The following is a 25,032-nucleotide window of genomic DNA, read 5'->3' as shown; positions in this document are numbered from 1 at the left end:
TCTTTATCTGGTATTCTATTCTATAATCTGTCGCTCCTCTATTGTTTTGTTAGATATCATTCAGCTCTTCAGGACAATCGATTGCACAATATAGCAAATAAAAAGTTAACTAATTAGTCACTCACCAAGAATCTTCCACCCGTCACCACCAGAAAGCACAGACTCAGCTGTATACTTGCGGGCTTCCTTGGCTTTCAGCTGCTTAGACCATGCTACACGCGATTTAGGGGCAGCTCCCTCTCCTTTTGACTTATATTCGGCATAAAAAGCTGTTTTCTCGGCTTCTGGCTTGTTCCAGTTGTGCCAGCCTTCTGGCCTGATGTGATCACCAAGCTTGGTATTGATAAATACAGTCTTGGCATAAGGCCTCCAGGGGCGCCCCAGGTAAACTCTTGAAGCTTGGTCAGAGGAAGTGATTTTACAGTTCAGGAAAACGAAGCCATGCTCCTGTCCCTGTGGCGTAGATGCCGCTGTGATATAAGAATTCTTTTTGCAATGGATTGCGCAGTTTTCAAATACAGCTGTAGCTGGGCCAAAAATAAAATCAGTGGTGCCTTCTATGTAGCAGTCAAGAAAGTATTGCCGGCTACCATTTACGCCTGCATAAAGTGTATCCTGGTCCCCAATAATCCTGCAGTTCTTAAACACGCATCGGTCTGCCTCCACATGCAAGGCCACAGCCTGCCCCACATCCCGACCTGCATTATTTTCAAAAGTGATGTTTTCAGCTCTGAAACCATCACCCCGCACCAGCACAGTATAGGAGGTAAAGGTGTTGATGTCTCCCTTGCCGGAATAATCATCCCACTGGATGATGGTGTTCTCCTTACTCTCGCCGATAAAAGAGATGTTAGTCTTCCATTTAGGAATAATGATTTTCTCTCGGTAGAGGCCTTTCTTGATGTAGATTTCGACCCGTTCCTCCGGAAAAGAAGGCACTGCATCTACAGCTGCCTGTATGGAAGTATAGTCGCCACTTTGGTCCAGCGCCACCACTATTCGTTTTTGCAGGGCCTGTACCGTTAGCGATACAAGGCTTAGAAGAACAAGAAGTAGGATTGGTTTTCTCATGGCTGACACTTTATTTAAGCAGGCTTGGCTCTACCAGACTGTTCAAGTATACTTCGATGTTAGTGTACTGCTTATCTAAAGTATAGGCAGAAGCATCTGCAGCATTGTTTGGATTCAGCTTGTGTTTCTGTTCCCACACGTCCGGAATGCCATCCTTATCTTTGTCTTTCGGGGCATTAGCCGCTTGTATTTCAGGCCACCCGCCTACATCCTCCTGCGAGTCAATGATGCCATTATTGCTTTTGCCGCTCGTTGCCTTGCCCGTTCTTACCTGCTCCACAACACGTGCATCTACTTTATCACGCTTATAGCTTGCACCCGCGCTAGCAAGTACTGCCTCAAAAGCTTCTTTTGCAGAATGCGCCTGCACGGCCTCCACTGTAAATGGCTTTGCCACAAGTGCAGAATCAGGATTATCTAAGGCAACACCTAGTTTGTTTTGTTGCGTTACCTCAGTGTTTCCTTCCATCACATTACCTGCCAGATAAAACTGACCATACGGCTCGTAAGGCTCCAGCAGCCTTTCTTCCTTTGAATCAGGGGTAGCAGGTCCAGGCTTGTAGTAGTTATTCACCATGTTATACTTGCCTTTCTCGCCACCATACACGTTGTTACCTCCCCAGTTAAAGATCACGTTGTTACGAAAATCAACCAGCTCGTCAGCTGTGTTAGGGGTTGTTTTAGAACCACTGAAACGTGGCATGCGGCTCATGTGGTTAGCTATGAGGTTGTGGTGAAACGAGGCTCCTGCTCCACCCCATATGCCTCCATAGCCATGGTCGCCTTTTTCGTGCACGGACTGGTTCAGGCTCTCAGAAATAATAGACCACTGCAGTGTAAAATTCCTGTTTCTGTAGAAAGAGGCGCTCTCGTCGGTAGCCCAGCTCATGGAGCAGTGGTCTACAATAATATTGCTCTTGCCTTTGTTAGCACTTACCGCATCCTCCTGCACTCCCATTGTATCACCTAAGCGGAAGCGCATGTAGCGCACGATAACATTATCAGCTTTTATATTTACCGGGAAGTACCGTATGGTTATACCCTCGCCTGGAGCCGACTGCCCAGCTATGGTTATATCTCCGTTGTTGATGTCGAGCGGGGAAGCCAGATCGATGTAGCCTGACACGGCAAACACTACAATTCTAGGCCCCTTTTTACGGATTGCTTCACGCAAGCTGCCAGGGCCATCGTCATTCAGGTTGGTCACCACTACTACCTGGCCTCCACGGCCACCGGTGGTATACTTGCCAAAACCTTCTGCACCAGGAAAAGCCAAAGGCTTTTGTTCATATTCAGGCCCTGTTACAGCCGACGTGCTAACTGGCTGCTGAGCACAGCCAGCCAAGCACATCGTCTGAAAAAATAAACCTAACAAACTCACCTTAATTATATTCATATTCTTCATTCCTGTTGCTTATAAATGATTAGCAGCTGCCTGCCAAGTACACTTAAAACTTAATACTTATAGCCTGTTTCCTGCCGTAAGCTTTACCTGTACGGGGTTAGCAAGCTCATGCGCTGTTTTTCTGAGGTACTGCACAAACTGCTCTTCATTCTTGATACCTTCAGGCTCCAGTTCCCACGCAGCAAGGTAGTAGTACTCCAGCTTACCAGCTGTTGACTTCAGCTTTACTACATGGCTGTTCTTATCTTCTGTAAATTCTAAGAAATCCTGTGGGCGAAACAGCACGGCAATTCCCAGCTTGTCGTTGTTAAGGCTTTGCTCACCGTAACTTGCCAGAAACCCCCACTGGTTGTCGCTTCCCTTGCTGGTGTAAAGTATAGCTTTGCTGTCTTTATTCAATCCTGTACTCAAGTTCTGTGGAGAGGCCCCCTCTACCTGCACCTCATGGTGGGTCAGGCGGGTGCCGGCATGTATGCTGATAAGTGAGCGTAGGTCCATCTGCATGCCTGCGACTTTCCAGCCGTAGTAGTTGGTAAGTATAGAGGAATAAACATTACCGTTCTCAGCTATCACACTTATCATGCTGTCTGTTTCGGCAACACGGTTAGCCCGCCCCTCACTGAAGTGGGCCAGCGTGCCTACGCCAAGGGATTTGCCTACCTTCAGTACATCCATTCCCCAAGCAGCCTCCTCATGGTAGGAGTCAAAACCGTCCTGCCCTACCTGCTGTAATACCATGTCTTTCGTTTTCTTTCCGAACACATCTGTTCCGTTGCGCCAGTCTAGGTAAAAGCGGTAGCCTACTTTATCTGATTCCCATCCGGGACCTTCGTAGCGGATAAAGTAGGAATGGTCGGTGTGTTCATCAGGCACACGCAGCGAGTCCACATTCTGAAACTCTCCGCCTATGTACTTCCTGTTCTGGAACTCCCCTCCTACCTTGTGAGAAAGCTCCGCCTGCGTACGCTTCGGGTACTGGCGTTCTACAGTGCCGTCTTTTTTGAACCTGATGGTGAGTTTGCGTGCCTCGTTGGCTTTTAGCTGATCCAGTACCAACACTATTCCTTTTTGGTCTTTGCGGTTATACTGGCCCGGAACCTCTGTTTTACCATCCAGCACAACAAAAGCATTAGTGTTGAAAGCAGAATTCAGCTTCAGGATGTCTGCTTCTGGAATGTAGACCATCACATTCTCCCGTTGCTGTTTAAGCGGGTTTTTCACCTCTACATGCAGAGACAGAGGAAGCTCCTGCTTTAAGCTTTGGGCGTACAGGCTTTGGCAGCACAACACTGTCAGCATCAGCTGACATATCGCCCAGTATCTTAAGTGCTTTGTCATTTTCACTTTATAATAAAGTATTATTGTAAAACCTGAGGTATTAGCTGCAATCGCTAAAGTATGGATGTAAAAAAGGTATGGATGTAAACCCCCGTACCTTTCCCTTCCTTAAAAACTTATCTCCAGCGAGGGTCACCTGCGCTGCCTTTGCCAGCAAAATCAGGGTCTTTGATAGTGAAGTTGCCATTACCAGGATCAGTGAACAGATCAGTAGTGCTGCCACCATACACTGTCAGGCCTTCTATTTGGTTGCCTGTGGCGTTGTAGTCGGAAGTGGCATAACTGCCGCTTGACTGGATGAGCGTAGAAGAACCGGCTCTTATACCTTTAACAGCATTGTCCTCACCAATTGCCTTACCACGGCCAAGGATGTTGTTTCTGAACGTGATACCTCCAGTCACATCGTATGAGTTAAAGTCGATCAGGTAGCGGCCAGCCTCTGGTGCATCGCTGAAGGTAGAGTTCTCTACAACAATGGAGTTAGAGCTACTCTTGCTAACTATCGGGCGCTCTACGTTATAGATGGTGCTGCTGCTGAAAATGATGTTGTTTGCAAAGGCGCCGGAGTTATCAACTGTCAGCACACCGTAGTTGGCAACGCTGTTTACAATGCTCTTTGTCACAACGAACTTACCTACAGTAACACCACCAGTTTTGATACGGGTAACGCCTCTAAAGTTCTCTACACTGCTAGACTCAAACTTAATTGTACCAACTGTTGATGCATTGCTGATGTTGAATACATAGGATCCACCAATATCACTGCCACGCAACTTAACATCTTTGAATACCACAGAGTCTACTTCGGCTCCTTCTGCAAAGTCAAAGTTGCTTGTAAAGAAGATCTCTGCCTTACCTGGCTCTACAGTATTCTCACTCATGATCGTTACCGATCTGTCTAAGGCAACTGATTCAGAGATGTTATAGGTAACACCTTTCTTCAGTACGATTATACTTCCAGACTCCACCTGTAGCAGGGTGTCCTCCAATACAGAAGGTCTGTCGGTGAAGCGAGTCAGGTTGATGATGTTACCTACAGTTGGTTCGTTGGTTGTAAAAGTAAGATAGCCAACAATACGGTCACCGCGGAAGATCTCAGCTCTATAGGCAGTGCTTGCCTCAAGACCTTGCACAAACTTCTGTCTTGCGGCTATGTCTTCCTCAGCAAGTGTGGTTACTATTGGTTCGCCTACTGGCTCGCCTTCTGCGTTACGCTTTGTTAGCTCTATGCGAGTCAGGCCCGCTGTTTCTCTCCACTTCAGCAACACAGCCTTATCAGTAATGCTACTAGCGGTAAGTGCCTCAAAAATCTGCATACCTCTAATAGAGAAGCTTGAGCTCACTGCCCAGGATTTAGATTCTGGTCTGTCGCTTAAAGCGTTAGCCTTGATACGGGCAAAGTATTTCTGCCTAACCTCCAGTTGATCATCTGTAAACACAACACCAGCAGTATCGGTCTGTACAGAGGCAACTATTGGGGTCTGGAACAAGGTATCCGCCGCAACCTCTACAGTATAGGTTACGCCGCTATTGCTCGTGGTGTACAGCGAAGGGTTCCAGGTAAGTTTTACCTGGGTTTCCCCGCTTACAGCCTTGATGTCTCCGGCTGGTGTGAACATGCGCATCGGATCCAGTTTGTCTGGGTCTTCTTCGCAGGCAAATGCTAGCGCACCCAGAAGTATAACCGGAACCATTTTAAATATTTTGCTTAGATCTATTTTCATGTCTTACAATTTTTATTCGTGAATCCAGTTATCTTTCTTAGTAGCCATAGTCCTGGGTCAGGTTATAGTTCTGGTTTAGAACGCCACTGTAAATCGGGAATACCTCAGACTTGTTTTCTTCGAAGGCCACGGCAAAGGTGGATATGTAATCCTCATTCACAGCTGATTTCCAGTTAACTCTTGTATAGCCTGTAGGTGTTGTAACAGGTGCCGGAGTATACATTACCGTTGAAATTGATCCTCCATGGAAGTCGAAGCTTGCTACTTCCTCCGGTACAGTTGTATCCACAACTGGTGTAGGGTTATAGTATACATACTGCGGCACGTTAGCATAGCGCCCCTCACCATTCATCAAAGCTCTCAACTTAGTTTTGGTCTCAGCAATTGTAGAGGAAAGCAGGTTCCAGCGGATCAGGTCATACTTGCGAATACCTTCTCCTCCAAACTCCAGCAAACGCTCCTGAGCTATAGCCTGGAAGAAGCCTTCCTTGTCAGTAGGTGTAACTCCCATGCGGTCTTCGTGGCCTGTAAAAGCTCTTCTTCTTACCTGCTCATAAGCCGCTATAGCTTGCTCAGTTGGTCCGTTCAGCTCATTCTCAGCCTCGGCAAACATTAGCAGTACATCCGCATAGCGCAGCACCGGCCAGTTGATACCCATGTTCTGAGCTGTACCATCTATGGTAGTCCAGTACTTTCTGAATTTACCGTCGCGCATCTGCGTCAGGCGGGTAAGTTCTTTCGCGTCATCTTTGTTGATCTGGAAGAAAGCAATGGTAACGTCTCTTCTCACATCGCCAATAGAGTCAAACTCATAAAAGTAAGTTGGAATTACCTCCAGCTGACCATTAGCCTGGCCATACTTAGAACTCTTGTCTATTCTAAGGCCGTTGCTATAACCTAGCTTACTGTCTGTTTTAGAGTTACCACCGAAGGCACCTATCTCGAAAATCATTTCGTTCGTTGCGCCGCCACTAACACCTGAGTGCAGATCTTTAAATACCTGCTCATAATCTGGGTGCAGACTGTGTCTGCCGCTCTGAATAATGTCTAGAGTTTCCTGGCGGGCAATTTCATAGTAATCTCTGTAATCTGCTCTGCGCTCCATCTTGCGGGAGTCTCTACGAAGAGCATATCCACCACGGGCCAGAGCAAGTCTTGCACGCAGTCCCTTCACCGCAGCTTTGGTTATGCGCGTGCTTGGGTCACCAGACTCACCTTTCCACGGCACCAATTCTGAGGCCAACGCCAGGTCTTCCAACAGTTTGTCATAAATCTCATCCTGGTTTGTTTTAGGCAGGTATAGATCTGTCTGGTCTGCTGATGGCTCAAATGGTGCTGGCACGTCTCCCCAGTTGCGAATCAGTTCATGGTAGAAAAGTGCGCGAAGAGCTAGCGCCTCCCCATGCAGTTTGCGCATACTTGCCTGCTCTGCCGGTGTTCCGTTGGTATACAGATCGGAAAGCGGGATGTATTTGATAGCAATGTTCGCACGCTCTATTCCCTGATAAAGCTGCAGGAATGGCTTGTTTAATTCTGTATTGTCAGGGCTCACTCCAAACCCACTGATACCTCTTCGGTCCAGAGGGTTGTAAGTACCACCTATTCTGATATCGTCTGCTGCATTCGGGTATAGCGTAGAGACACGGCTTCCATAAGCATCGTCCCCCATCAGGCTATTGTATATACCTGTTACAGCAGAGTTTGCATAACCAACACTTGTAAATACTGCATCCTGCGATATAGTAGAAGGGTTCTCTACATCCAGATAGCTCTCGCAGGAAGAGAACATTACTAGGCCACCCAGAGCCAATGGAAAGATCAGCGACTTGATATATTTCTTATTCATTGTCATCTTCTTAAAGAATTAGAAAGTAACGTTAACACCACCTAGTATGAAGCGGCTGCGCGGATAAGCAGCATAGTCAACACCTGGAGTTAGCGGGTTGCCTCTTCTTGTGTTTGCCTCTGGGTCATAACCAGAGTAACCAGTAAGGGTCATGAGGTTGTTAACCGTAGCATACACTCTGAAATTGGAGAACACCTTTGTTCTTTCTACCAGGCTCTTTGGCAGGCTGTAACCCAGGGTAAGGTTGCTGATGCGCAGGTAAGAACCGTCTTCGATAGCGAAAGAGTGCAGGAAATATTGCCCCAATGGTGGTGACCAGTACTTGGCATCCTGATTCATTTCTGCCAGTTGCTCTGGGTTAGTTACTAGCTGACCGTTGTCGTCAAATCTTCTCCATCTGTCGTTCATCAGCGTCAGCATGTTGTTGTCGCGGTACAGGTACTGTGTTGTAAACTCAATCTTGTTGGCATTGTACACTTTGTTGCCATAAGAGAAGTTCACAAATACACTCAGGTCGAAGTTTTTGTAAGTAAACTGCTGATTGAAACCACCAATGAACTTAGGCTGCGAAGTGCCAAGTACTCTTCTGTCATCAGGCGTGATCATAGAGTTTCCATCGTCTGTCAGGTCCTTCAGCTTAAGGTCGCCTGGCTGTGGGTCTCTGTTACCCAGTGCAATGTCTTTGCTGTTTGGTATACCTTCTTTCAAAGTATAAGTCCAGGTGCCATTGGCCTCATTGTAAACTGCATTAAAGTCATCTACTGTATAGAAGCCATCTGTTACATAGCCATAGTACTGGCCTATTGGCTGACCAACCTCTACCAGGAAGTCCTGCAGGTTATTTACCCAACCTGACATCTCCAGGTAAGAGCGCAGTGGGTTACCATCTGAATCTGAACCAAGGCTAACTATCTTATTTCTGTTGAAAGCAATGTTGAAGTTAGCATTCCAGGTGAAGTTGCTGTTGTCTACAACCACACCATTCAACTGAAGCTCGATACCCTTGTTTTCTGTTTTACCAATGTTCTGAAGCTGCTCTGAATAACCGCTGGTCTGAGGAATCTTCGCCATCAGCAGCAGGTCTCTTGTGTTATTCTTATAAAGATCCAAGGAGCCGCTGATTCTGTTGTTCAGGATAGAGAAGTCTAAACCAAGGTTTCTGGATACTGTTGTTTCCCAAGTCAGGTTAGAGTTAGAAAGGCTGCGGGAAACGAATCCTGGGGTGATAGACTCTGAGAATGCGTAACCATAGTCCGAAGAGTTGGTGAACATTGTCTTCCAAAGGTCAACACCAATTCTGTTGTTACCTACCTCACCTATACTCAGGCGCAGTTTCAGGTCAGACAGCCAGCTGTTTGTGCCAGCCATGAAGTTTTCTTCAGCAATGTGCCATGCAAAGGAAGCAGACGGGAAATAACCTACTCTGTTTCCTGGAGCAAAGAGAGAAGAAGCGTCACGACGCATGTTAACGGCAAGGCGATACTTGTCTCTGAAGCTGTAGGATACACGTCCGAAGTAAGAAAGCAGCCTCTGCTCCTCTTCAAATGTGCTTGGGGCATCCTGGATCAAGCCTGATGGAGGAGTTGCCTTATCAACGCCAGCCCACGCCTGGTCTGCTGTGATATCAACAGGCAGGTATTTTGTTATTACTGTGCTCGTCTTGTCGTTTCTCTGCCAGATCTCATGGCCAAGCAAGGCATTGAACTTATGGTCGTCGTTGATATCGAACTTATAGCTTAATGTGTTCGAATTTGTTAATGCCAGAGACTCCCCTGCACGCATTTCCACTACCGGCATTCCTGCATTCTGTCTGGCAAGGCTGGTATTAGGTCCGTCAAAGTCGTTACGGTCTCTGTTGCTATTGGTGATACCAAATACAGTTTTGTAAGTAAGGTTCTTGAGTATCTCATAGCTGAACCAGCCGTTTACCAACACATCGTTTCTGTAATCTTCTCTTAGCTCCTGCTTGGCCAGCAGCACAGGGCTTATCAGGTTTGTCAGGTTAGCAAATTCAGGATCGAATTCGTCGATAGTGCCTTCCATACCTGGAGCCACAAAAGGTCTGAAACGCACCGCATTGCGCAGTCTATTATTACCTTGCGAACCAGTGTGAGAAGTACCCACACCGTCTACCTTCTGGCGGCTATAGCGAGTGCTAAGACCTATTCTTAACTTGTCTGTCGCTTTGTGATCAAACTTAAAGGATGCCAATGTTCTCTGGAAGCCAGAGTTAAGCATAATACCCTCCTCATTGGTGTGGTTCAGGTTGAAGTTGAAGGAAGTTTTATCAGAACCACCTGTTACACCTAATATGTGCGTTTGGCTAGAGGCATCACGACCAAAAACCTCATCCTGCCAGTCCATAAAAGGCATGTTCTGGTAGATATCGATGTCGTCATACAAACCGTAGCGGTTGGTAAAGGATCTTCTTGTGTCTTCGTCAGTATTATAGTTGTATATCTCATACTGATACTTCACATAGTCGTAAGGCTTCATCACATCCAGCTTGTTAACGATGCTTCTAACACCTGTAAAGCCGTTGTATGTAACCTGAGTTGGCATAGCAACACCTCCTTTGGTGGTGATTACCACAACACCGTTGGCACCACGTGCACCATAAATAGCTGTGGAAGCAGCATCTTTCAGCACGTCGATTGACTCGATCTCCTGCGGAGAAAGTACTGATAACGCATTATCCATCTGGATACCGTCTACTATATACAGTGGGGAGTTATCTTGTGTGATAGAGCCTCCACCACGCACCCGGATCTGGATTTCTGCGCCTGGCTGACCTTCTGAGGTAGTAACCTGCACACCTGCCAGTCTACCTGCCAGGGCCTCTGCTGCTGTACTTACCGGGATATCTTTTAGCTGCTTAGAGCTTACCGAAGACACAGAGCTGGTTAATTCGCTTCTAGGCACCTCCTGGTAGCCAATAATAACTACCTCTTCCAACGCCTTCTGGTCTGGGGCCATCGAGACATTTACTGTTGTCTGGCCTTTGATTGCTACCTCCTTTGCCTGATAGCCGATAAAAGTAAAAATCAACGTGCCTTCACCATCCGTCACAGGCAAAGTATAAGTACCGTCTACCCCTGTAGCAGTACCTCTCGAAGTTCCTTTCAAAAGCACTGTAACGCCAGGCAGTTCACTACCTTTCTCGTCCACCACTTTTCCGCTTACAGTAAACCCTTGAGCAAGCGCTCCTGCAATCGCCGTAAAGAGCATAGGCAGAATAAGCAGGTGCCTCATCTTCTTAAGTAAAGCATTTCGCATAGGTATCCTTTAGTTTGGTTATAAATTATATAGTATGTGCTTAAAAATTTTCCTATATTAACATCTTAGCAACCCAAGCATTAAAGCTACTTAAGCTCTCCGCAGGCAACTCCGCCATTCTATTTCGACACCGTTCTGCTACCGATGCACTTGCGCCAGATTATAAGCTATTTAGAGGAGCTTCTTCCACTCCCAATGATTAACCACTTACCAAAATCAGATAGTAAAGGTTGCGCAATCGTTTGCATTTTATAAATTTCCTCTTTGATCACCAAAAGTATGAGTGAGTATTTTCTCAAAAATTAACAAAAACAGCCTTCAAAGCTAATTAAAGCCGTTTTTACAAAATGTTAGCACTTACTCACTAGAAATATATTTTTCATTACTCACATACAAAATCAAAAAAAACCGTAGTAACATGGAAAATAAATTATATTTTGCGCAAACGTTTACACAACATACCACAACATGAGCATGACTTACTCTATCAGACACGCCATCCATCCAAGCGACAGCAAATCGTATGACACTGCTAAACTCCGTGAAGCTTACCTTATAGAAGACCTCTTCCAGAAAGACTCTATAACAAATGTCTACACTTTGTATGACCGCCTGATTGTTGGAGGCGCACATCCGGTGGAGCAGCCCTTGAAGCTGGAAACGTTCCCAACGCTGCGATCTGAGAACTACCTGGACAGGAGAGAGCTGGGAATCATTAATGTTGGCCCAAACAGTAAAGTGACTGTTGACGGTGAGGAAATAGCACTTGCTAACAAAGAGGCCCTGTATGTAGGAATGGGTACTAAGGAGGTTATCTTCCACCCTGCCGCCTCAGGCGAAGCGCTGTTCTACTTCAACTCTGCACCAGCACATCGCTCTAACCCTACCAAAAAAGTATCGCTAAACGAAGCTGAGACTGTAGAGCTAGGATCGCTGGAGAGCTCCAACCACCGCATCATCCGCAAACTGCTGGTTAACTCGGTAGTAGAAACCTGCCAGTTACAAATGGGCCTTACAGAGCTTCAGAAAGGCAGCGTGTGGAACACCATGCCGGCACATACACATGATAGAAGAATGGAGGCATACTTCTATTTCAACTTACCAGAAGACCAGGCCGTGTGCCACTTTATGGGTGAGCCCCAGGAGACACGTCACCTGTTTGTAAAAAACCGTCAGGCAATCATCTCTCCGCCATGGTCTATCCACAGTGGAGCCGGCACTTACAACTACTCCTTTATTTGGGGCATGGCAGGCGAAAACCTGAATTACGACGACATGGATAAAGTACAACCAACCGAATTAAAGTAAAGAGGCATGCAAAACCTATTCAACTTAAGCGGTCAAGTTGCTTTAATCACAGGCGCTACACATGGCCTTGGCATGGCCATGGCCAAAGCATTAGGCAAAGCTGGTGCTACACTGGTAATAAATGGCAACACGCCTGCAAAAATGGAGGCTGCCCTGGAGCAGTACCGACAGGACGGCCTTGAGGTACACGGCTACCTTTTTGATGTAACAAACGAATCACAGGCAAAAGAACATATTGCTAAAATTGAGCAGGAGGTTGGACCTATTGAGGTGCTTGTGAACAATGCCGGAATCATCAAACGTGTGCCTGCCCTGGAGATGGAAGTGGAGGAGTTCAGGAAGGTCGTTGATGTAGACCTGACAGCTCCTTTCATCATGTCGAAGTATGTTGCCCAGAACATGATCCCTCGTAAAAGAGGGAAGATCATAAACATCTGCTCCATGATGAGCGAACTGGGGCGCGATACGGTTTCGGCCTACGCTGCAGCCAAAGGAGGACTCAAAATGCTTACCAGAAATCTGGCAACAGAATGGGCCAAGCATAATATACAGGTGAACGGAATTGGCCCGGGATATTTTGCCACTGACCAAACAGCACCTATCCGTTACAACGGCCATCCCTTCAACGACTTTATTGTTAACAGAACACCTGCAGGAAGATGGGGCGACCCGGAAGACCTGGAAGGAGTAGCTGTGTTCCTGGCCAGCAAAGCCAGCAATTTCATTAACGGACAAATAATTTATGTGGATGGCGGTATACTGGCTACCATCGGCAAGCCTAGCAATGAGAATTAGGTAAACCTGCCATACACAGCGCCTAAAGAGCTATTAGCAAATAAATATGGAGATCAAGAACAAGGTAACCATCCATGACATAGCAGAGAAACTTAACATCACTGCTTCTACGGTCTCACGCGCGCTCAATAACAGCCCAAGAATAAGTGAGGCGACAAAAAAAGCTGTGTTGAAAGCTGCCAAGCAGATGAATTACCAACCTAACAATATTGCTGCAGCTCTTAGAAATGGTAAAAGCAATATTATCGGCATCATTGTACCTACTGCTGACAGGGCTTTCTTCGCCTCTGTCATCAGAGGTATAGAAGAGGTTGCCAACACACTAGACCACAAGATAATTATCTCGCAGTCTTATGATAACTATGAGAAGGAAGTACAGACGATCGATGCTCTTTTCAGAGCCCGGGTCGATGGCATTATTGCTTCCATAGGCAAGAACACAGAAAACTTCGAGCACTTTAGAAATGCTCAGAAAAAAGGAATGCCCCTGGTCCTGTTTGACCGCACAACGGACGAACTGGAGGTAAGCCAGGTATTGATAGACGACTACTGGGGTGCCTATAAGGTTGTTGAACACCTGATAGAACAAGGCTGCCGCCGCATTGCTCACTTCACTAACCCTAAGAAGGTAAGTGTATTTAAGGAACGTCTGCGTGGTTATGTAGACGCACTTAAAGACAACGGACTGCCTTACGAAGAAGAGCTGGTAGTGCCAAGTAACCTGCAATTGGCAGACGGCCGGGCAAGTATGGAGCAACTGCTACAGCTAAAAGAGTTGCCTGATGCGGTTTTCTCTGCCAGTGACTTCGGCGCCATGGGTGCCATGCAGGTACTAAAAGAGCATAACATACAGATTCCGCAACAGATAGCGCTGGCTGGATTCAGTAATGACCCTTTTACATCGTTTACAGACCCGCCGCTAACTACAGTGGATCAGTTAAGCATTACCATGGGCAAAAGAACGGCAGAGTTGTTCTTCCAGCAGCTGAAGTCAGACGACAGCAATTTTATACCCCAGAAGACAGTACTGAAACCTGAATTGATTATCAGGAAATCTTCTTTGAAAAAAGATAAATAAAAAGCACTGCCCTTACAGGAAGTAGCAATACATGTCTAACCATAACATAGATTACATTACAAGTTCAATCACAGGTCCATCATTATTAAAAGAACATTATGAAGACATTAAACAGAGATACCGCTAATATAACCACTCAATACCCGGTTAAAGTACTGCAGTTTGGTGAAGGTAACTTCCTGCGAGGATTTGTGGACTGGATAATTGATATCCTGAACGAGAAAACTGACTTTAACGGCAGCGTTAAGATAATCCAGCCTATAGAGCGCGGTATCGTGGACTTGCTTAACAAGCAGGATGGCCTGTACCATGTGCTATTGAATGGCATACAGGGTGGTAAGGAAACAGAGGAAACGCGTTTGGTTACTTGTATCTCCGGCGCTATAAACCCTTATAACGATTACAACGAGTACCTGAAACTGGCAGAAAACCCGGACCTTCAGTTCATCATATCTAACACAACCGAGGCAGGCATCGCCTTCGAAGAAGCTGATACTAGCATGGAAACGCTTCCTGGCAGCTTCCCGGGTAAACTGACAGCGCTTCTTTACCACAGATATACTCACTTTGAAGGAGCTGCTGACAAAGGTCTGACTATGATCCCGTGTGAGCTTATCGAGAAGAACGGTGCTGCGCTGCAGCAGACAATTCTGAAGTTCGCCAGACATTGGGGCCTTTCAACAGACTTTACTGCCTGGATCAGAGAGCATAACATTTTCTGCAATACCCTGGTGGACCGCATTGTACCAGGCTTCCCTAAAGACAACATCAAAGAAATACAGGCAGAGCTTGGCTTCGAAGACAACCTGGTTGTAAAAGCAGAGCCATTCCACCTATGGGTAATAGAGGCACCACGCTCAGTAGAGCGTGCTTTCCCGGCTGAGGAAGCTGGGCTGCAGGTTAAGTTTGCTCCGAACCTTACACCTTACCGCTCCCGCAAAGTACGCATCCTGAACGGTGCCCATACAGCACTTGTACCAGTTGCTTACCTGCAGGGGCTGCGCACAGTGCGCGAGGCAGTGGAAGATGAAAGAACAGGCACCTTCATCAGAGAGGCTATTTTCGAGGAGATCATCCCAACGCTAGACCTGCCAGAAGAAGAACTGACAAAGTTTGCTAACGACGTAATTGAGCGTTTCCAAAACCCTTTTATCCGTCACGAACTGATATCGATCGCACTGAACTCTATTTCTAAGTATAAAGTGCGCGTGCTGCCTTCTGTGCTGACATACATCGACAGAAAAAACCAGTTGCCGGAGCGCTTGCTGGAGTCACTTGCTGCCCTCATCTTATTCTACAAGGGTGAATGGCAAGGTGAAACAATACCTTTGAACGATTCAGCAGATATTCTAAGCTTCTTTGAAGAAGCCTGGAAGGAAGAAGATGCAGCCAAAGTAGCAAAAGCCATTCTTTCAAACACCGCTTTCTGGGATACAGACCTTACAAAGGTAGATGGCCTACAGGAGCTGGTAACAGAAAAGCTTGAGCAACTGCAGCAAGCTGAGAAGAAGGAAAAGCTGGGTCTGGCTTAAGCAGCTGCCTTCCTGCAACACATAAATCAAGCGCTACCTGTAACAGGTAGCGCCCTCCTGCACGGCTGCAGGAAAAATCAAAGTAACACGCCTCATAAAAGAAAAGCACAAATGTCATTTTTAGACGAGAACTTTCTGCTAAAAACTAAAACTGCACAGAGACTATACCACGAGCATGCCAAACACATGCCGATTATTGACTACCATTGCCACCTATCGCCTCAGGACATAGCCAACGACAGGAAATTCAAGAACCTGACTGAGATTTGGCTGGAAGGTGACCACTACAAGTGGCGTGCAATGCGAACAAACGGTATACCAGAGCGGTATTGCACCGGCGATGCAGACGACTTCGAGAAGTTTGAGAAGTGGGCACAGACAGTGCCATACACTATGCGCAACCCGCTTTACCACTGGACCCATATGGAGCTGAAAAAGCCTTTTGGTGTAGAGAAAATCCTGAAGCCGGAAACAGCCAGGGAGATTTACGACGCGTGCACGGCTATGCTGCAGACAGACGAGTTTAGCGTGAGAGGCATACTTAAGAAGATGAACGTAGAGATTATCTGTACTACAGATGATCCTGTTGATAGCCTGGAGCACCATCAAAAAATCAAGGCTGACAATTTTGGCCTTCAGGTGCTTCCTACCTTCCGTGCCGATAAGGTACTGGCTATTGAGCAACCGGAGGCGTTTCTATCTTACTTACAGAAACTAGAGGAAGCCTCTTGTATTTCTATCAGCTGCTTCCAGCAACTGCAAGATGCCCTGAAGCAGCGCCATGACTTCTTCCATGAGCTAGGCTGCCGCCTGTCAGATCACGGCTTAGAGACAATCTATGCCGAGGAGTACACAGATGAGGAGATCAAAGACATCTTCAACAAAGCTATCAACAAGCAGGCCCTGACGCAGGAGGAGGTTCTAAAGTATAAGTCTGCTATGCTGGTATACCTGGCCCTGCTCGATCATTCCAGGGATTGGACACAGCAGTTTCACCTTGGCGCGTTGCGCAATAACAACACACGTATGATGCGTGAACTTGGTCCGGACACCGGCTTCGACTCCATCGGTGACTTTGATGTGGCGCGCCCTCTTTCCAGGTTCATGGACAAACTGGACAACTCTGACCAACTGGCTAAGACTATCCTCTACAACCTGAACCCAAGCCAGAACGAGCTTTACGCTACCATGATCGGTAACTTTAACGATGGCTCTACGCCAGGTAAAATTCAGTTCGGTTCAGCATGGTGGTTCCTGGATCAGAAAGATGGCATGGAGAAGCAAATGAATGCCCTTTCGAACATGGGCTTGCTGAGCCGCTTTGTTGGTATGCTCACCGACTCCAGAAGCTTCCTGTCCTACCCTCGCCACGAGTACTTCAGAAGAATACTGTGCAACCTGATCGGTGACGACGTGGAAAATGGCGAGCTGCCTGAAAGTGAAATAGAATGGCTAGGACAAATGGTAGAGGACATCTGCTACAACAACGCCAAGAACTACTTCAAATTCTAATACCTATGGGCAAAGTACTTTCTTTTGGTGAGCTACTGCTCCGCATATGTCCCGACGAAGGTGGGCAGTGGCTGAATGAGAACCGCCTTCCCTTTTATGTGGGTGGTGCCGAGGCTAACGTTGCCACGGCGCTGGCCCTCTGGGAGGTGCCCTCTTCTTATATGACGGCCCTGCCAGACAACTTCCTTGCGGAGCAGTTGGTGACTTACCTGAAGGGCAGAAATGTCGGAACAGAAAGCATCGTGTACCAGGAAGGCAGGCTGGGCCTCTATTACCTGCCTAAGGGCAAAGACCTGAAGAACGCAGGGGTTATTTATGACAGAAGCGGTTCTGCCTATGCCAACCTACAGCCTGGCACAATCAACTGGGATGAGGCCTTTGAAGGAGTATCCTGGCTGCACTTCAGCGCTATCTGCCCTGCCATAAACCAGGCAGTAGCCGATGTCTGCGAAGAAGCCCTGAAAGTTGCCAAGCAGAAGAACATCTTCGTTTCCCTGGACCTCAATTACAGAGCAAAACTTTGGAAGTATGGCAAAGACCCAGTGGAGGTGATGCCTGCCCTGGCAGAGCGCTGCGACCTGATCATGGGCAACATATGGGCTGCGCACATGATGCTTGGCATTAAGCTAGACGAAGAACTTATTTCTGAACGAGATAAGGAGAGCCTGGTACAGCATGCACAGCTTACATCAGAGGAAATTACCAAGCGCTTCCCGAACTGCCAGGTAGTGGCAAACACTTTCCGGTTCGACTACGCCGAGGAAGGAATCCGCTATTACACTACGCTTTATGCAAACGAGGAGCTAACTGTTTCGCAGGAGTATGTGGCTGAGAAAATACTGGATAAAGTAGGCAGCGGCGACTGCTTTATGGCCGGCCTGATTTACGGCCTCTACAACGGGCATTCTCCTTCTCAAACCTTAGAGTTTGCTACCGCAGCAGCCTTCAGTAAACTGTTCATCCCAAGCGACGCCACCACTGCCACAGTGGCCGAAGTAAACAAAACGCTAGAAACTTATGCCAAATAAAGAAACTGCCTTAAAGGCAATACAAGATCAAGGCCTATTGCCCCTATTCTTTCACCAGGATGCAGAGGTAAGCTTGCAGGTAGTTAAAACTTTGTACCAGGCAGGCATACGCACACTGGAGTATACAAACCGTGGCGCAGCAGCCTTAGAAAACTTCACCTACCTAAAGTCTGAGTTGAAGGAGGAGTGCCCGGACCTGCACCTGGGCATCGGCACCATCAAAACAACAGAGGAAGCTTCTGCTTTCATCAAAGCTGGCGCCGACTATATTGTAGCCCCAATTGTAGACCAGGAGGTAGGCAAACTTGCCAATGAAGCAGGCTTGCTGTGGGTACCCGGCTGCTTCACGCCTACCGAGATCCATCAGGCACAACGAGCAGGCGCAGCCTTGATCAAGCTCTTCCCGGCTAACGTACTGGGTCCGGCATTCATGTCATCCATCAAAGAACTCTTCCCTGGCCAGCTTTTTATCCCTACCGGAGGTGTGGAGATGGACCAGCAGAACATCAGCACTTGGTTTAAATCTGGTGTATGTGCTGTGGGTATGGGTTCTAAGCTAATCGGCAAGGAGGTACTGGAGCAAAAGCAGTATCAGAAACTGCACGAGCTGACATTACAAGCTTTAGAACTTGTAAAGAACAGCCGATAGCAGTTTAGAAGCTGAGATTAGCACTACCCTCCTACGCAGCACTGCCATCACCTGACGCTACTTTAAATAAAATACCCTTACTACCAGGAGAACGCTTATATGCTTTTTATCAAGAACAATATTTCTGGCTATAGCAGGATGTTACAGCTTTACCTAAAGCCTGCCTTTTTCATAGTGCTTTTGCTGCTTGCCTCCTCCTGCCAAAAGATAAAGGATACAAAGGAGATCAAGCTTGCACATACGCTGGATATCTCACACCCGGTGCACGAAGCAATGGTGTATATGGCAGAGAGCGTAAAAAAGAAATCAGGAGGCAAGCTTGCCATAGAGATTTACCCAAGCTCCCAGTTGGGTACAGAACGTGAGTGCCTTGAGCTCTTGCAGATTGGTAGCCTAGGTATGACAAAGGTATCAGCAGCTGTTATGGAGGGCTTTTCTCCCAACTTTAAAGTGCTGAGCCTTCCGTACATTTTCAAAGATAAGGAGCATTACTTCCAGGTATTAGAAGGTGATGTTGGTAGCGACCTGCTGCGCCAGGGTGAGAAATACTGGTTGCGTGGCCTCACTTTTTACGATGCAGGTAGCCGCAGCATCTACTCTACCAAAAAACCTGTTAACGAGCCTCAGGATCTGCGTGGTATGAAGATTCGAGTACAGGACAGTAAAACAGCCATCGACATGGTGCAAAGCTTTGGGGGTTCTGCCACACCAGTTTCGTGGGGAGAATTATACACAGCCTTACAGCAAGGCGTTGTGGATGGTGCCGAAAACAACTCTCCCAGCTTTTACCTCTCCCGCCACTACGAAGTCGCCAAATACTATACTCTCAACGATCATACTATGGTACCTGATATCCTGATGATCAGCACAAAGGTGTGGGAGGAGCTATCGCCGCAGGAGCAAAAGTGGCTACAGGAGGCTGTAGACGAGTCTGCCGTAGTGCAGCGCAAGCTATGGAAAGAGGCCGAGGAAGAAGCTTTGGCAGCAGTAAAAGAGGCCGGCGTAGAAATCATCATACCTGACAAAGAAGCCTTTTCTAAACTGGTAGAGCCTATGTACGAGAGCTACAAGAGTGAGCCTGAAGTGTATGAGCTTATCCAGCGGATAAAGGCAGAAGAAAACAAGCCGATAAGCAGTGTGCAATAAGAAAAACAGACAGCTATGAAATTAAGAAAAACAGTAGATAGCGCTTTATACTCGCTGCTGGTTATACTCATGGGAACAATGGTTCTTAATGTGCTCTGGCAGGTGGCTTCCCGCTTTATGCTAAAGTCACCAAGTGCTTTTACAGATGAGTTAGCACGATACCTCCTGATTTGGGTAGGGCTTTTAGGTGCCAGCTACGTGACCGGGCAGAAGCTACACCTGGCCATCGACATCCTTCCGTCCAAGTTGGAAGGTAAGGGTGCCAGAAACCTATACATCTTCATTCACCTGCTTGTAGCCCTGTTCGCCTTCTTTGTGATGGTATGGGGCGGTATCAACCTGGTGTATATTACGCTTACCATGGGCCAGACCTCGGCCTCACTTGGCATACCTGTTGGGTATGTATACATCGCCCAGCCACTGAGCGGCCTGCTCATCATTTTCTACAGCCTTATAAACCTGACGGAGAAAGAAGAGGATCCGGAAGAGATAGGCCGCGAAATGGTTTAAGGGCAACGCTGCTCAACTACACTACAGCCAATGATTTGCATCTAAAATATTACAAGAAATGGAGTTTCTAGAGATCTTAGTACTGGTCGTAAGCTTTGTGGTTCTGCTCATTCTGGGTGTGCCGATAGCTTTCTCAATAGGTATTGCAGCGCTACTTACTATGCTGGTAAGTATAGCACCTGAGGCTGCCTTTACAACATTGGCGCAGCGGATGGCCACCGGCCTGGACAGTTTTGCCTTGCTGGCCATCCCCTTTTTCATACTGGCCGGGCAACTCATGAACCGGGGAGGTATAGCCTCCCGGCTGATAGATTTTGCAAAAGGACTGGTAGGCACATTACCCGGAGGATTGGCTTATGTTAATATTGTGGCCTGTATGCTTTTCGGGGCTATTTCAGGATCTGCCGTGGCCGCCGCATCTGCCATTGGTGGCATTATGAGTCCGCGCATGGAGAAAGAAGGTTATTCCCGCTCGTTTAGCGCAGCTGTGAACATAACCTCTGCCACAACCGGTATGATCATCCCACCCAGCAACATCCTGATTGTATACTCGCTGGCAAGCGGTGGCGTATCTATTGCAGCCCTTTTTGTGGCAGGTTATGTACCTGGTATCCTGCTTGGCTTAGTGCTTATGGTAGTTGGCGGTTTTATCGCATTTAAAAACAAGTACCCTGTAAGTGACAGAACTCCTCTTAAAGAGGTTTTCAAAAAGTTCTTAGACGCCCTTCCTAGTCTTTTCCTGCTGTTCATTGTGATTGGCGGTATCATTGCGGGCGTCTTCACAGCAACAGAAGCATCAGCCATTGCGGTGCTCTATACAATAATTCTTTCGATGCTGGTATACCGCGAAGTGAAGATAGCAGACATCCCTGAAATACTGATCCAGACGGTGATAACGACAGCCATCGTAATGCTGCTCATCGGTACTTCGATGGGGATGTCGTGGGTAATGTCGTTTGAGAATATTCCACAAGGTGTGAGCGAGGCACTGCTTTCTATCAGCAGCAACAAGATTGTAGTTCTGATCATCATTAACCTGATCCTTTTGTTTGTGGGCATCTTCATGGACATGACACCAGCAGTACTCATCTTCACACCGATCTTCCTGCCTGTTGTAACGAAGCTGGGCGTAGACCCTGTGCATTTTGGTATTATGATGGTGCTAAACCTTTGCATTGGCCTTTGCACTCCACCTGTTGGCTCTGTTCTGTTTGTGGGCTGCGGTGTAGCCAATATCAGCATCAGTAAGGTGATAAAGCCCCTGACGCCGCTGTTCATAGCGATGATCCTGGCCCTGCTGTTGGTTACCTATGTACCGGAAATAAGCTTATGGCTACCACGAGTTTTCGGCTTATAGCCCTTCAGAAGTAAACCCTTTACTATAGCATAAAAAAGCCTCTCTTAAAGGAGAGGCTTTTTTATGCTATAGTAAAGGGTTTAGCAACTGCTACACTAACAATGTACTTGTCTTGATTTTAACCTATCAGGCTTCCGCTTTAAAGTGCGTTTCGAAAAGCTTGTACTTATACTTAGGATACTCCTTTAGCACTGCTACCAACGCAAATATTGCCCCACCTATAACAACTGGGTACACCAGATACAGTAGCGGGTGAATAAGCGGCAAGAACAGAAGCCCCATCAGGCCAACAGCAATAATATTAAAGAGATATGATGCCTTGGCACTGAAGCTAAACAACCCGCCTGATACCGTTTTAGGGCTTACGATGGAGGCCACTATACTAAGTGGGGCAAGTATGAGTACACTGGAAGTATACATCATTATTGTAAAGAAAACTACCTCATGGTTAAATGCAGCTACATATATAAACGTAAGCACTGCATCAATCAGCAGTGGCAAGCGCAGCGCCATCCAGGTAACCCACAAAAAATCCTTCACCGTACCGCTGGAACGCTCTACCGTTAGCCATAGATTTCTGTAGAAGCCCCACACGTTATTAAACACGTAAGAAAACACCACCAGAGGCCCAACAAACAGCCATAGCGTTGCTACTTCATCAAGCAGGTGTTCTCCTTTTTTGGCAAAGGCCAGGGCGTCTGTTCCCAGAATAAATGCTTTGAACGCAAATCCGAAAAGCAGCATTTGCCGTGCCTGCTTATGGTTTTTAAACAAACGCCAGCCCAGGCTGCGGCGTGCACTGCTGCTATAGTTAACAGTTTTGCGCCGTGGTTCTGCAGCTGCCTTTTCCAGAAAGAAATTAGAGGTTATGAAAGCTCCTAAGGCCGCTATATGCACTACCAGCATCAGCCATTCAGAAGCGGGGTAAAACATGGGCATCCGCACCTGCAACGCTATAAAAGCCCCTGCCATTACTACTGCTGAGTAGAAGTTAGTATTGCGCCAGCGCATCCGGCGCTCTATAAACACCTGCAGGGAGCGCAATGTAATATGTGCCGTAAGTATAACCAGTATACTTTGTAGGAGGTGCAACAGTGTGTACAGCGGCGACATCATGTACAAAAATAACATAAAGTTCAGCAGCACAAAGTAAAAGGGCGACACCAGCTCTACTACCAATTCGGCTCGGAAACGCTCCAGGGCCGAAACAGGATATAGCTGCGGAATTAGGTTTGCCTTGGGTATATAGGCCGGGAAAAAGCCCTTCAGGATAATGATGGCCAGCATGAACAGGTTTGTATACTCCAGCACCTGATCTATACCAAGCTTAGTATTTCCCTCCCCTGCCTGTTCCAGCAGAAAAGAAAATAACCAGCCATACACCCCCGCAGACACAAGCCCCACAGACAGCAACAGCAAACGCTGCAAACGCTTTTGTCTGAAAAAGCTGTTAATCCGGGCCCGGCAAGAGAATAATATCAGATCCATTTTTATAGTTAAGGGTTAGGAGTTAAGAGTTACAGGAAGTACAGTAGGCACAGCCATACTTGTAACTTCAAACTCTTAACGTTTGACTGACTTAGGTCAGCATCCAGTCCAGCTTCGCTTCTGTATTGTGGTGTGGCAACAGCAACTGGAACAGAGCTTGATCTATCAGGTTGGAACCGTTCATGGTAAACTCCTGCACCGATCCATTGTACATTAACTGTCCATCGTTCAGCACGCCTATATGTGTAGCAATTTTCTCCACATAGTTCAGGTCGTGAGAGGAGATCAGAATAACGCGGTTGTCGTTGCGGTAGCTACGGATGAGTTGCACAAGTAGCTGTGCTGCAATAGGGTCCAATCCTGTAAAGGGCTCGTCCAGGATGAGTACCTGGGGCTTGTGCAGCATGGCTGCAGCTATGCCCACTTTCTTCTTCATACCTGTAGAGTAGCCTGCCACATTCTTATGCAGCGACTCCTTATCTGTAAAGAAATAGTTTACCAGGCTCTGAATTCGCTCCTCGGCCTCGGCTATTGGAAGCTTGTACAGCTTAGATACAAAGCTGAGGTACTCCATACCAGTAAACTCTTCAATAAGGGGGTTGTCTTCGCAAAGGGCTCCAAGATTTTGCTTCACCTCTAATTGGTGCTGATGGTAATCTTTGCCAAACAGAGAGATACTGCCGTTGTCGGGCTGTACCAGGTCCAGAATACAGTTGAGGAAAGTACTTTTACCTACCCCATTCTTGCCTAACAGGCAGTAAATTTGTCCGCTCTCAATGGTGAGATCAAGCTCATCAAGTACCTGCTTTTTCCCAAACTTCTTCGACAATCCCGTTATCTGTATACTCATATATTTATATCAAAGCGATTAGGCCCATAAACAAATTCAAGACTACCTACCTGTAGCACAGACCTAAAGGTATAAATAATCTCCGGAAGCCCCTATAAATACAGCTGCTTTGTCTTTAAAATTTTATACTTTAAAAGAGGCACTGTACTTTCTTATGTGCTAACACAGAGAAACCGGACTTAGGTTCTTTACTTGTCACATTTTAGCCTTAAAGTATAAACATGGCTTTTTTTGATAAATAGGCTTTGCTTTTGTCAGGAGCCGTTTTTACTTTTGCAACCACCTTTACCAGCGCACGTGGTGAAATCGGTAGACACGCCATCTTGAGGGGGTGGTGCCTTCGGGTGTGGGAGTTCGAATCTCCCCGTGCGCACTCTTTATTCCTATTTGAAAGTTTAGTTGGGCAGCGCAAGCTGCTTTTTTGCTTTATAGCCCTGCTGCATAAAGCAAAAAAGCAGCTACAACTCCAGCACAAAAGCCCCTGAGTCTGCAACATCATAATAAGCGATGCCCAGCGTGTCGAGCTGTTGGTGAAGGCGCTGGCGGTAACGAGGAGTGTTAGAGGCGTCAAGTATAAGCTTACCGAAAGTATACTGCTGCAGCTGCTCCGGCCTCACACGCACATTCCTCCGCAACATCAGATAATCTATGGCAAAATCAGAGCAAGCCTGCAGCCTAGGGGGGTACGATAGTATAAGCAGGCGCTGCCCCTGCCACACCAATAGCTCGTTGCTGTCGGGTAAAGTAACAGTTGGAGATGTTGTTTCGGTAAGTAAGGTAAATTGAGGTTCCTGCACCCCCAGTTGCCAAAGGTACGGCTGTACATTAAAAGTATAGTTCTGTTGATTTGCTAGTAAAGCAGAGTCAGCTAATAACATAGCTTTTTGCCCTTGTACTAAGCCGATACCTGTGTTCCCCCGCACACTGTATACCACCAGTTGCCTTTGCTGTTTTTGCTGTACCTCCTCCCAAACCTGATGCACCGAAAGCACGGTAGCTAAGCCTACAGCTATACTTAAAAAGCGTAGCTTCTTCAGAACCATGAAAAGTATAAAAGCCAGGATCAGCAGGTAGAGAAGAAAGGTTTGTCACGCGCTAATACCGATGCCGCTCAGGATT

General features: G+C 47.0%; 19 protein-coding genes and 1 tRNA gene. 11 read left to right on the top strand and 9 right to left on the bottom strand.

Features of this window, described 5'->3' with window-relative positions; genetic code table 11:
- Positions 1 to 117: 117 nt before the first annotated feature.
- From PKOR_RS12150 to PKOR_RS12125, 6 genes are all read right to left on the bottom strand, one after another.
- Positions 118 to 1,071 carry a pectinesterase family protein gene (locus PKOR_RS12150; protein ID WP_046311046.1) on the bottom strand — a complete coding sequence of 318 codons (954 nt, stop codon included), beginning with the start codon at positions 1,069 to 1,071 and terminating at the stop codon, positions 118 to 120.
- 10 nt (positions 1,072 to 1,081) lie between these two features.
- Complete coding sequence (locus tag PKOR_RS12145; RefSeq protein ID WP_200897458.1) at positions 1,082 to 2,467, bottom strand: pectate lyase family protein; 1,386 nt, start codon at positions 2,465 to 2,467, stop codon at positions 1,082 to 1,084.
- Positions 2,468 to 2,533: 66 nt separating this feature from the next.
- Positions 2,534 to 3,775 (bottom strand): DUF4861 domain-containing protein, encoded by a 1,242-nt coding sequence (locus PKOR_RS12140; RefSeq protein WP_235336180.1) that lies wholly within the window; start codon positions 3,773 to 3,775, stop codon positions 2,534 to 2,536.
- A 155-nt stretch (positions 3,776 to 3,930) separates the two neighbouring features.
- Positions 3,931 to 5,538, bottom strand: coding sequence for a DUF5123 domain-containing protein (locus PKOR_RS12135; protein ID WP_046311042.1), 1,608 nt, complete (start codon positions 5,536 to 5,538; stop codon positions 3,931 to 3,933).
- 37 nt (positions 5,539 to 5,575) lie between these two features.
- Positions 5,576 to 7,384, bottom strand: coding sequence for a RagB/SusD family nutrient uptake outer membrane protein (locus PKOR_RS12130; RefSeq protein ID WP_046311040.1), 1,809 nt, complete (start codon positions 7,382 to 7,384; stop codon positions 5,576 to 5,578).
- 18 nt (positions 7,385 to 7,402) lie between these two features.
- Positions 7,403 to 10,636: a SusC/RagA family TonB-linked outer membrane protein gene (locus PKOR_RS12125; protein WP_046314415.1), complete on the bottom strand. Its 3,234-nt coding sequence runs from the start codon at positions 10,634 to 10,636 to the stop codon at positions 7,403 to 7,405.
- 492 nt (positions 10,637 to 11,128) lie between these two features.
- On the opposite strand from PKOR_RS12125, the gene kduI reads away from it, so the two are divergent.
- From kduI to PKOR_RS12075, 10 genes are all read left to right on the top strand, one after another.
- On the top strand, positions 11,129 to 11,968 hold the full coding sequence (gene kduI / locus PKOR_RS25260; RefSeq protein ID WP_200897363.1) for a 5-dehydro-4-deoxy-D-glucuronate isomerase: 840 nt from the start codon (positions 11,129 to 11,131) through the stop codon (positions 11,966 to 11,968).
- 6 nt (positions 11,969 to 11,974) lie between these two features.
- Positions 11,975 to 12,763 (top strand): gluconate 5-dehydrogenase, encoded by a 789-nt coding sequence (locus PKOR_RS25255; RefSeq protein ID WP_046311038.1) that lies wholly within the window; start codon positions 11,975 to 11,977, stop codon positions 12,761 to 12,763.
- Between the two features lie 46 nt (positions 12,764 to 12,809).
- Positions 12,810 to 13,841: a LacI family DNA-binding transcriptional regulator gene (locus PKOR_RS12110; protein WP_046311037.1), complete on the top strand. Its 1,032-nt coding sequence runs from the start codon at positions 12,810 to 12,812 to the stop codon at positions 13,839 to 13,841.
- A gap of 98 nt (positions 13,842 to 13,939) precedes the next feature.
- Positions 13,940 to 15,373 carry a tagaturonate reductase gene (locus PKOR_RS12105; RefSeq protein ID WP_046311035.1) on the top strand — a complete coding sequence of 478 codons (1,434 nt, stop codon included), beginning with the start codon at positions 13,940 to 13,942 and terminating at the stop codon, positions 15,371 to 15,373.
- A 111-nt stretch (positions 15,374 to 15,484) separates the two neighbouring features.
- On the top strand, positions 15,485 to 16,885 hold the full coding sequence (uxaC, locus tag PKOR_RS12100) for a glucuronate isomerase (RefSeq protein WP_046311033.1): 1,401 nt from the start codon (positions 15,485 to 15,487) through the stop codon (positions 16,883 to 16,885).
- A 5-nt stretch (positions 16,886 to 16,890) separates the two neighbouring features.
- Positions 16,891 to 17,913 carry a sugar kinase gene (locus PKOR_RS12095; protein ID WP_046311032.1) on the top strand — a complete coding sequence of 341 codons (1,023 nt, stop codon included), beginning with the start codon at positions 16,891 to 16,893 and terminating at the stop codon, positions 17,911 to 17,913.
- Complete coding sequence (locus PKOR_RS12090) at positions 17,903 to 18,562, top strand: bifunctional 4-hydroxy-2-oxoglutarate aldolase/2-dehydro-3-deoxy-phosphogluconate aldolase (RefSeq protein WP_046311031.1); 660 nt, start codon at positions 17,903 to 17,905, stop codon at positions 18,560 to 18,562. Before PKOR_RS12095 ends, PKOR_RS12090 begins: the two co-directional genes overlap by 11 nt.
- A 138-nt stretch (positions 18,563 to 18,700) precedes the next feature.
- Entirely contained in the window at positions 18,701 to 19,708 is a 1,008-nt protein-coding gene (locus PKOR_RS12085; protein WP_046314413.1) for a TRAP transporter substrate-binding protein, read from the top strand.
- Positions 19,709 to 19,723: 15 nt separating this feature from the next.
- Positions 19,724 to 20,218 carry a TRAP transporter small permease gene (locus tag PKOR_RS12080; protein WP_046311029.1) on the top strand — a complete coding sequence of 165 codons (495 nt, stop codon included), beginning with the start codon at positions 19,724 to 19,726 and terminating at the stop codon, positions 20,216 to 20,218.
- 58 nt (positions 20,219 to 20,276) lie between these two features.
- Positions 20,277 to 21,575 carry a TRAP transporter large permease gene (locus PKOR_RS12075; protein ID WP_046311027.1) on the top strand — a complete coding sequence of 433 codons (1,299 nt, stop codon included), beginning with the start codon at positions 20,277 to 20,279 and terminating at the stop codon, positions 21,573 to 21,575.
- Positions 21,576 to 21,701: 126 nt separating this feature from the next.
- Here the strand turns inward: PKOR_RS12075 and PKOR_RS12070 are convergent, their stop codons facing one another.
- Together PKOR_RS12070 and PKOR_RS12065 are read right to left on the bottom strand one after the other, a co-directional pair.
- Positions 21,702 to 23,063, bottom strand: a complete 1,362-nt coding sequence (locus PKOR_RS12070; protein WP_046311025.1) for a hypothetical protein — start codon at positions 23,061 to 23,063, stop codon at positions 21,702 to 21,704.
- Between the two features lie 91 nt (positions 23,064 to 23,154).
- Positions 23,155 to 23,913, bottom strand: a complete 759-nt coding sequence (locus PKOR_RS12065) for an ABC transporter ATP-binding protein (protein WP_046311023.1) — start codon at positions 23,911 to 23,913, stop codon at positions 23,155 to 23,157.
- Between the two features lie 291 nt (positions 23,914 to 24,204).
- Here PKOR_RS12065 and PKOR_RS12060 point away from each other — a divergent pair.
- A tRNA-Leu gene (locus tag PKOR_RS12060) sits at positions 24,205 to 24,286 on the top strand.
- 85 nt (positions 24,287 to 24,371) lie between these two features.
- Here the strand turns inward: PKOR_RS12060 and PKOR_RS25590 are convergent.
- Positions 24,372 to 24,956 carry a hypothetical protein gene (locus PKOR_RS25590; RefSeq protein WP_235336172.1) on the bottom strand — a complete coding sequence of 195 codons (585 nt, stop codon included), beginning with the start codon at positions 24,954 to 24,956 and terminating at the stop codon, positions 24,372 to 24,374.
- Between the last annotated feature and the right edge of the window lie 76 nt (positions 24,957 to 25,032).

The sequence above is a fragment of the Pontibacter korlensis genome (genome assembly GCF_000973725.1).
Classification (GTDB): Bacteria; Bacteroidota; Bacteroidia; order Cytophagales; family Hymenobacteraceae; genus Pontibacter; species Pontibacter korlensis.
Note: the sequence above shows the minus strand (reverse complement) of the source record. Positions and strands in the feature narration are given on the sequence as shown.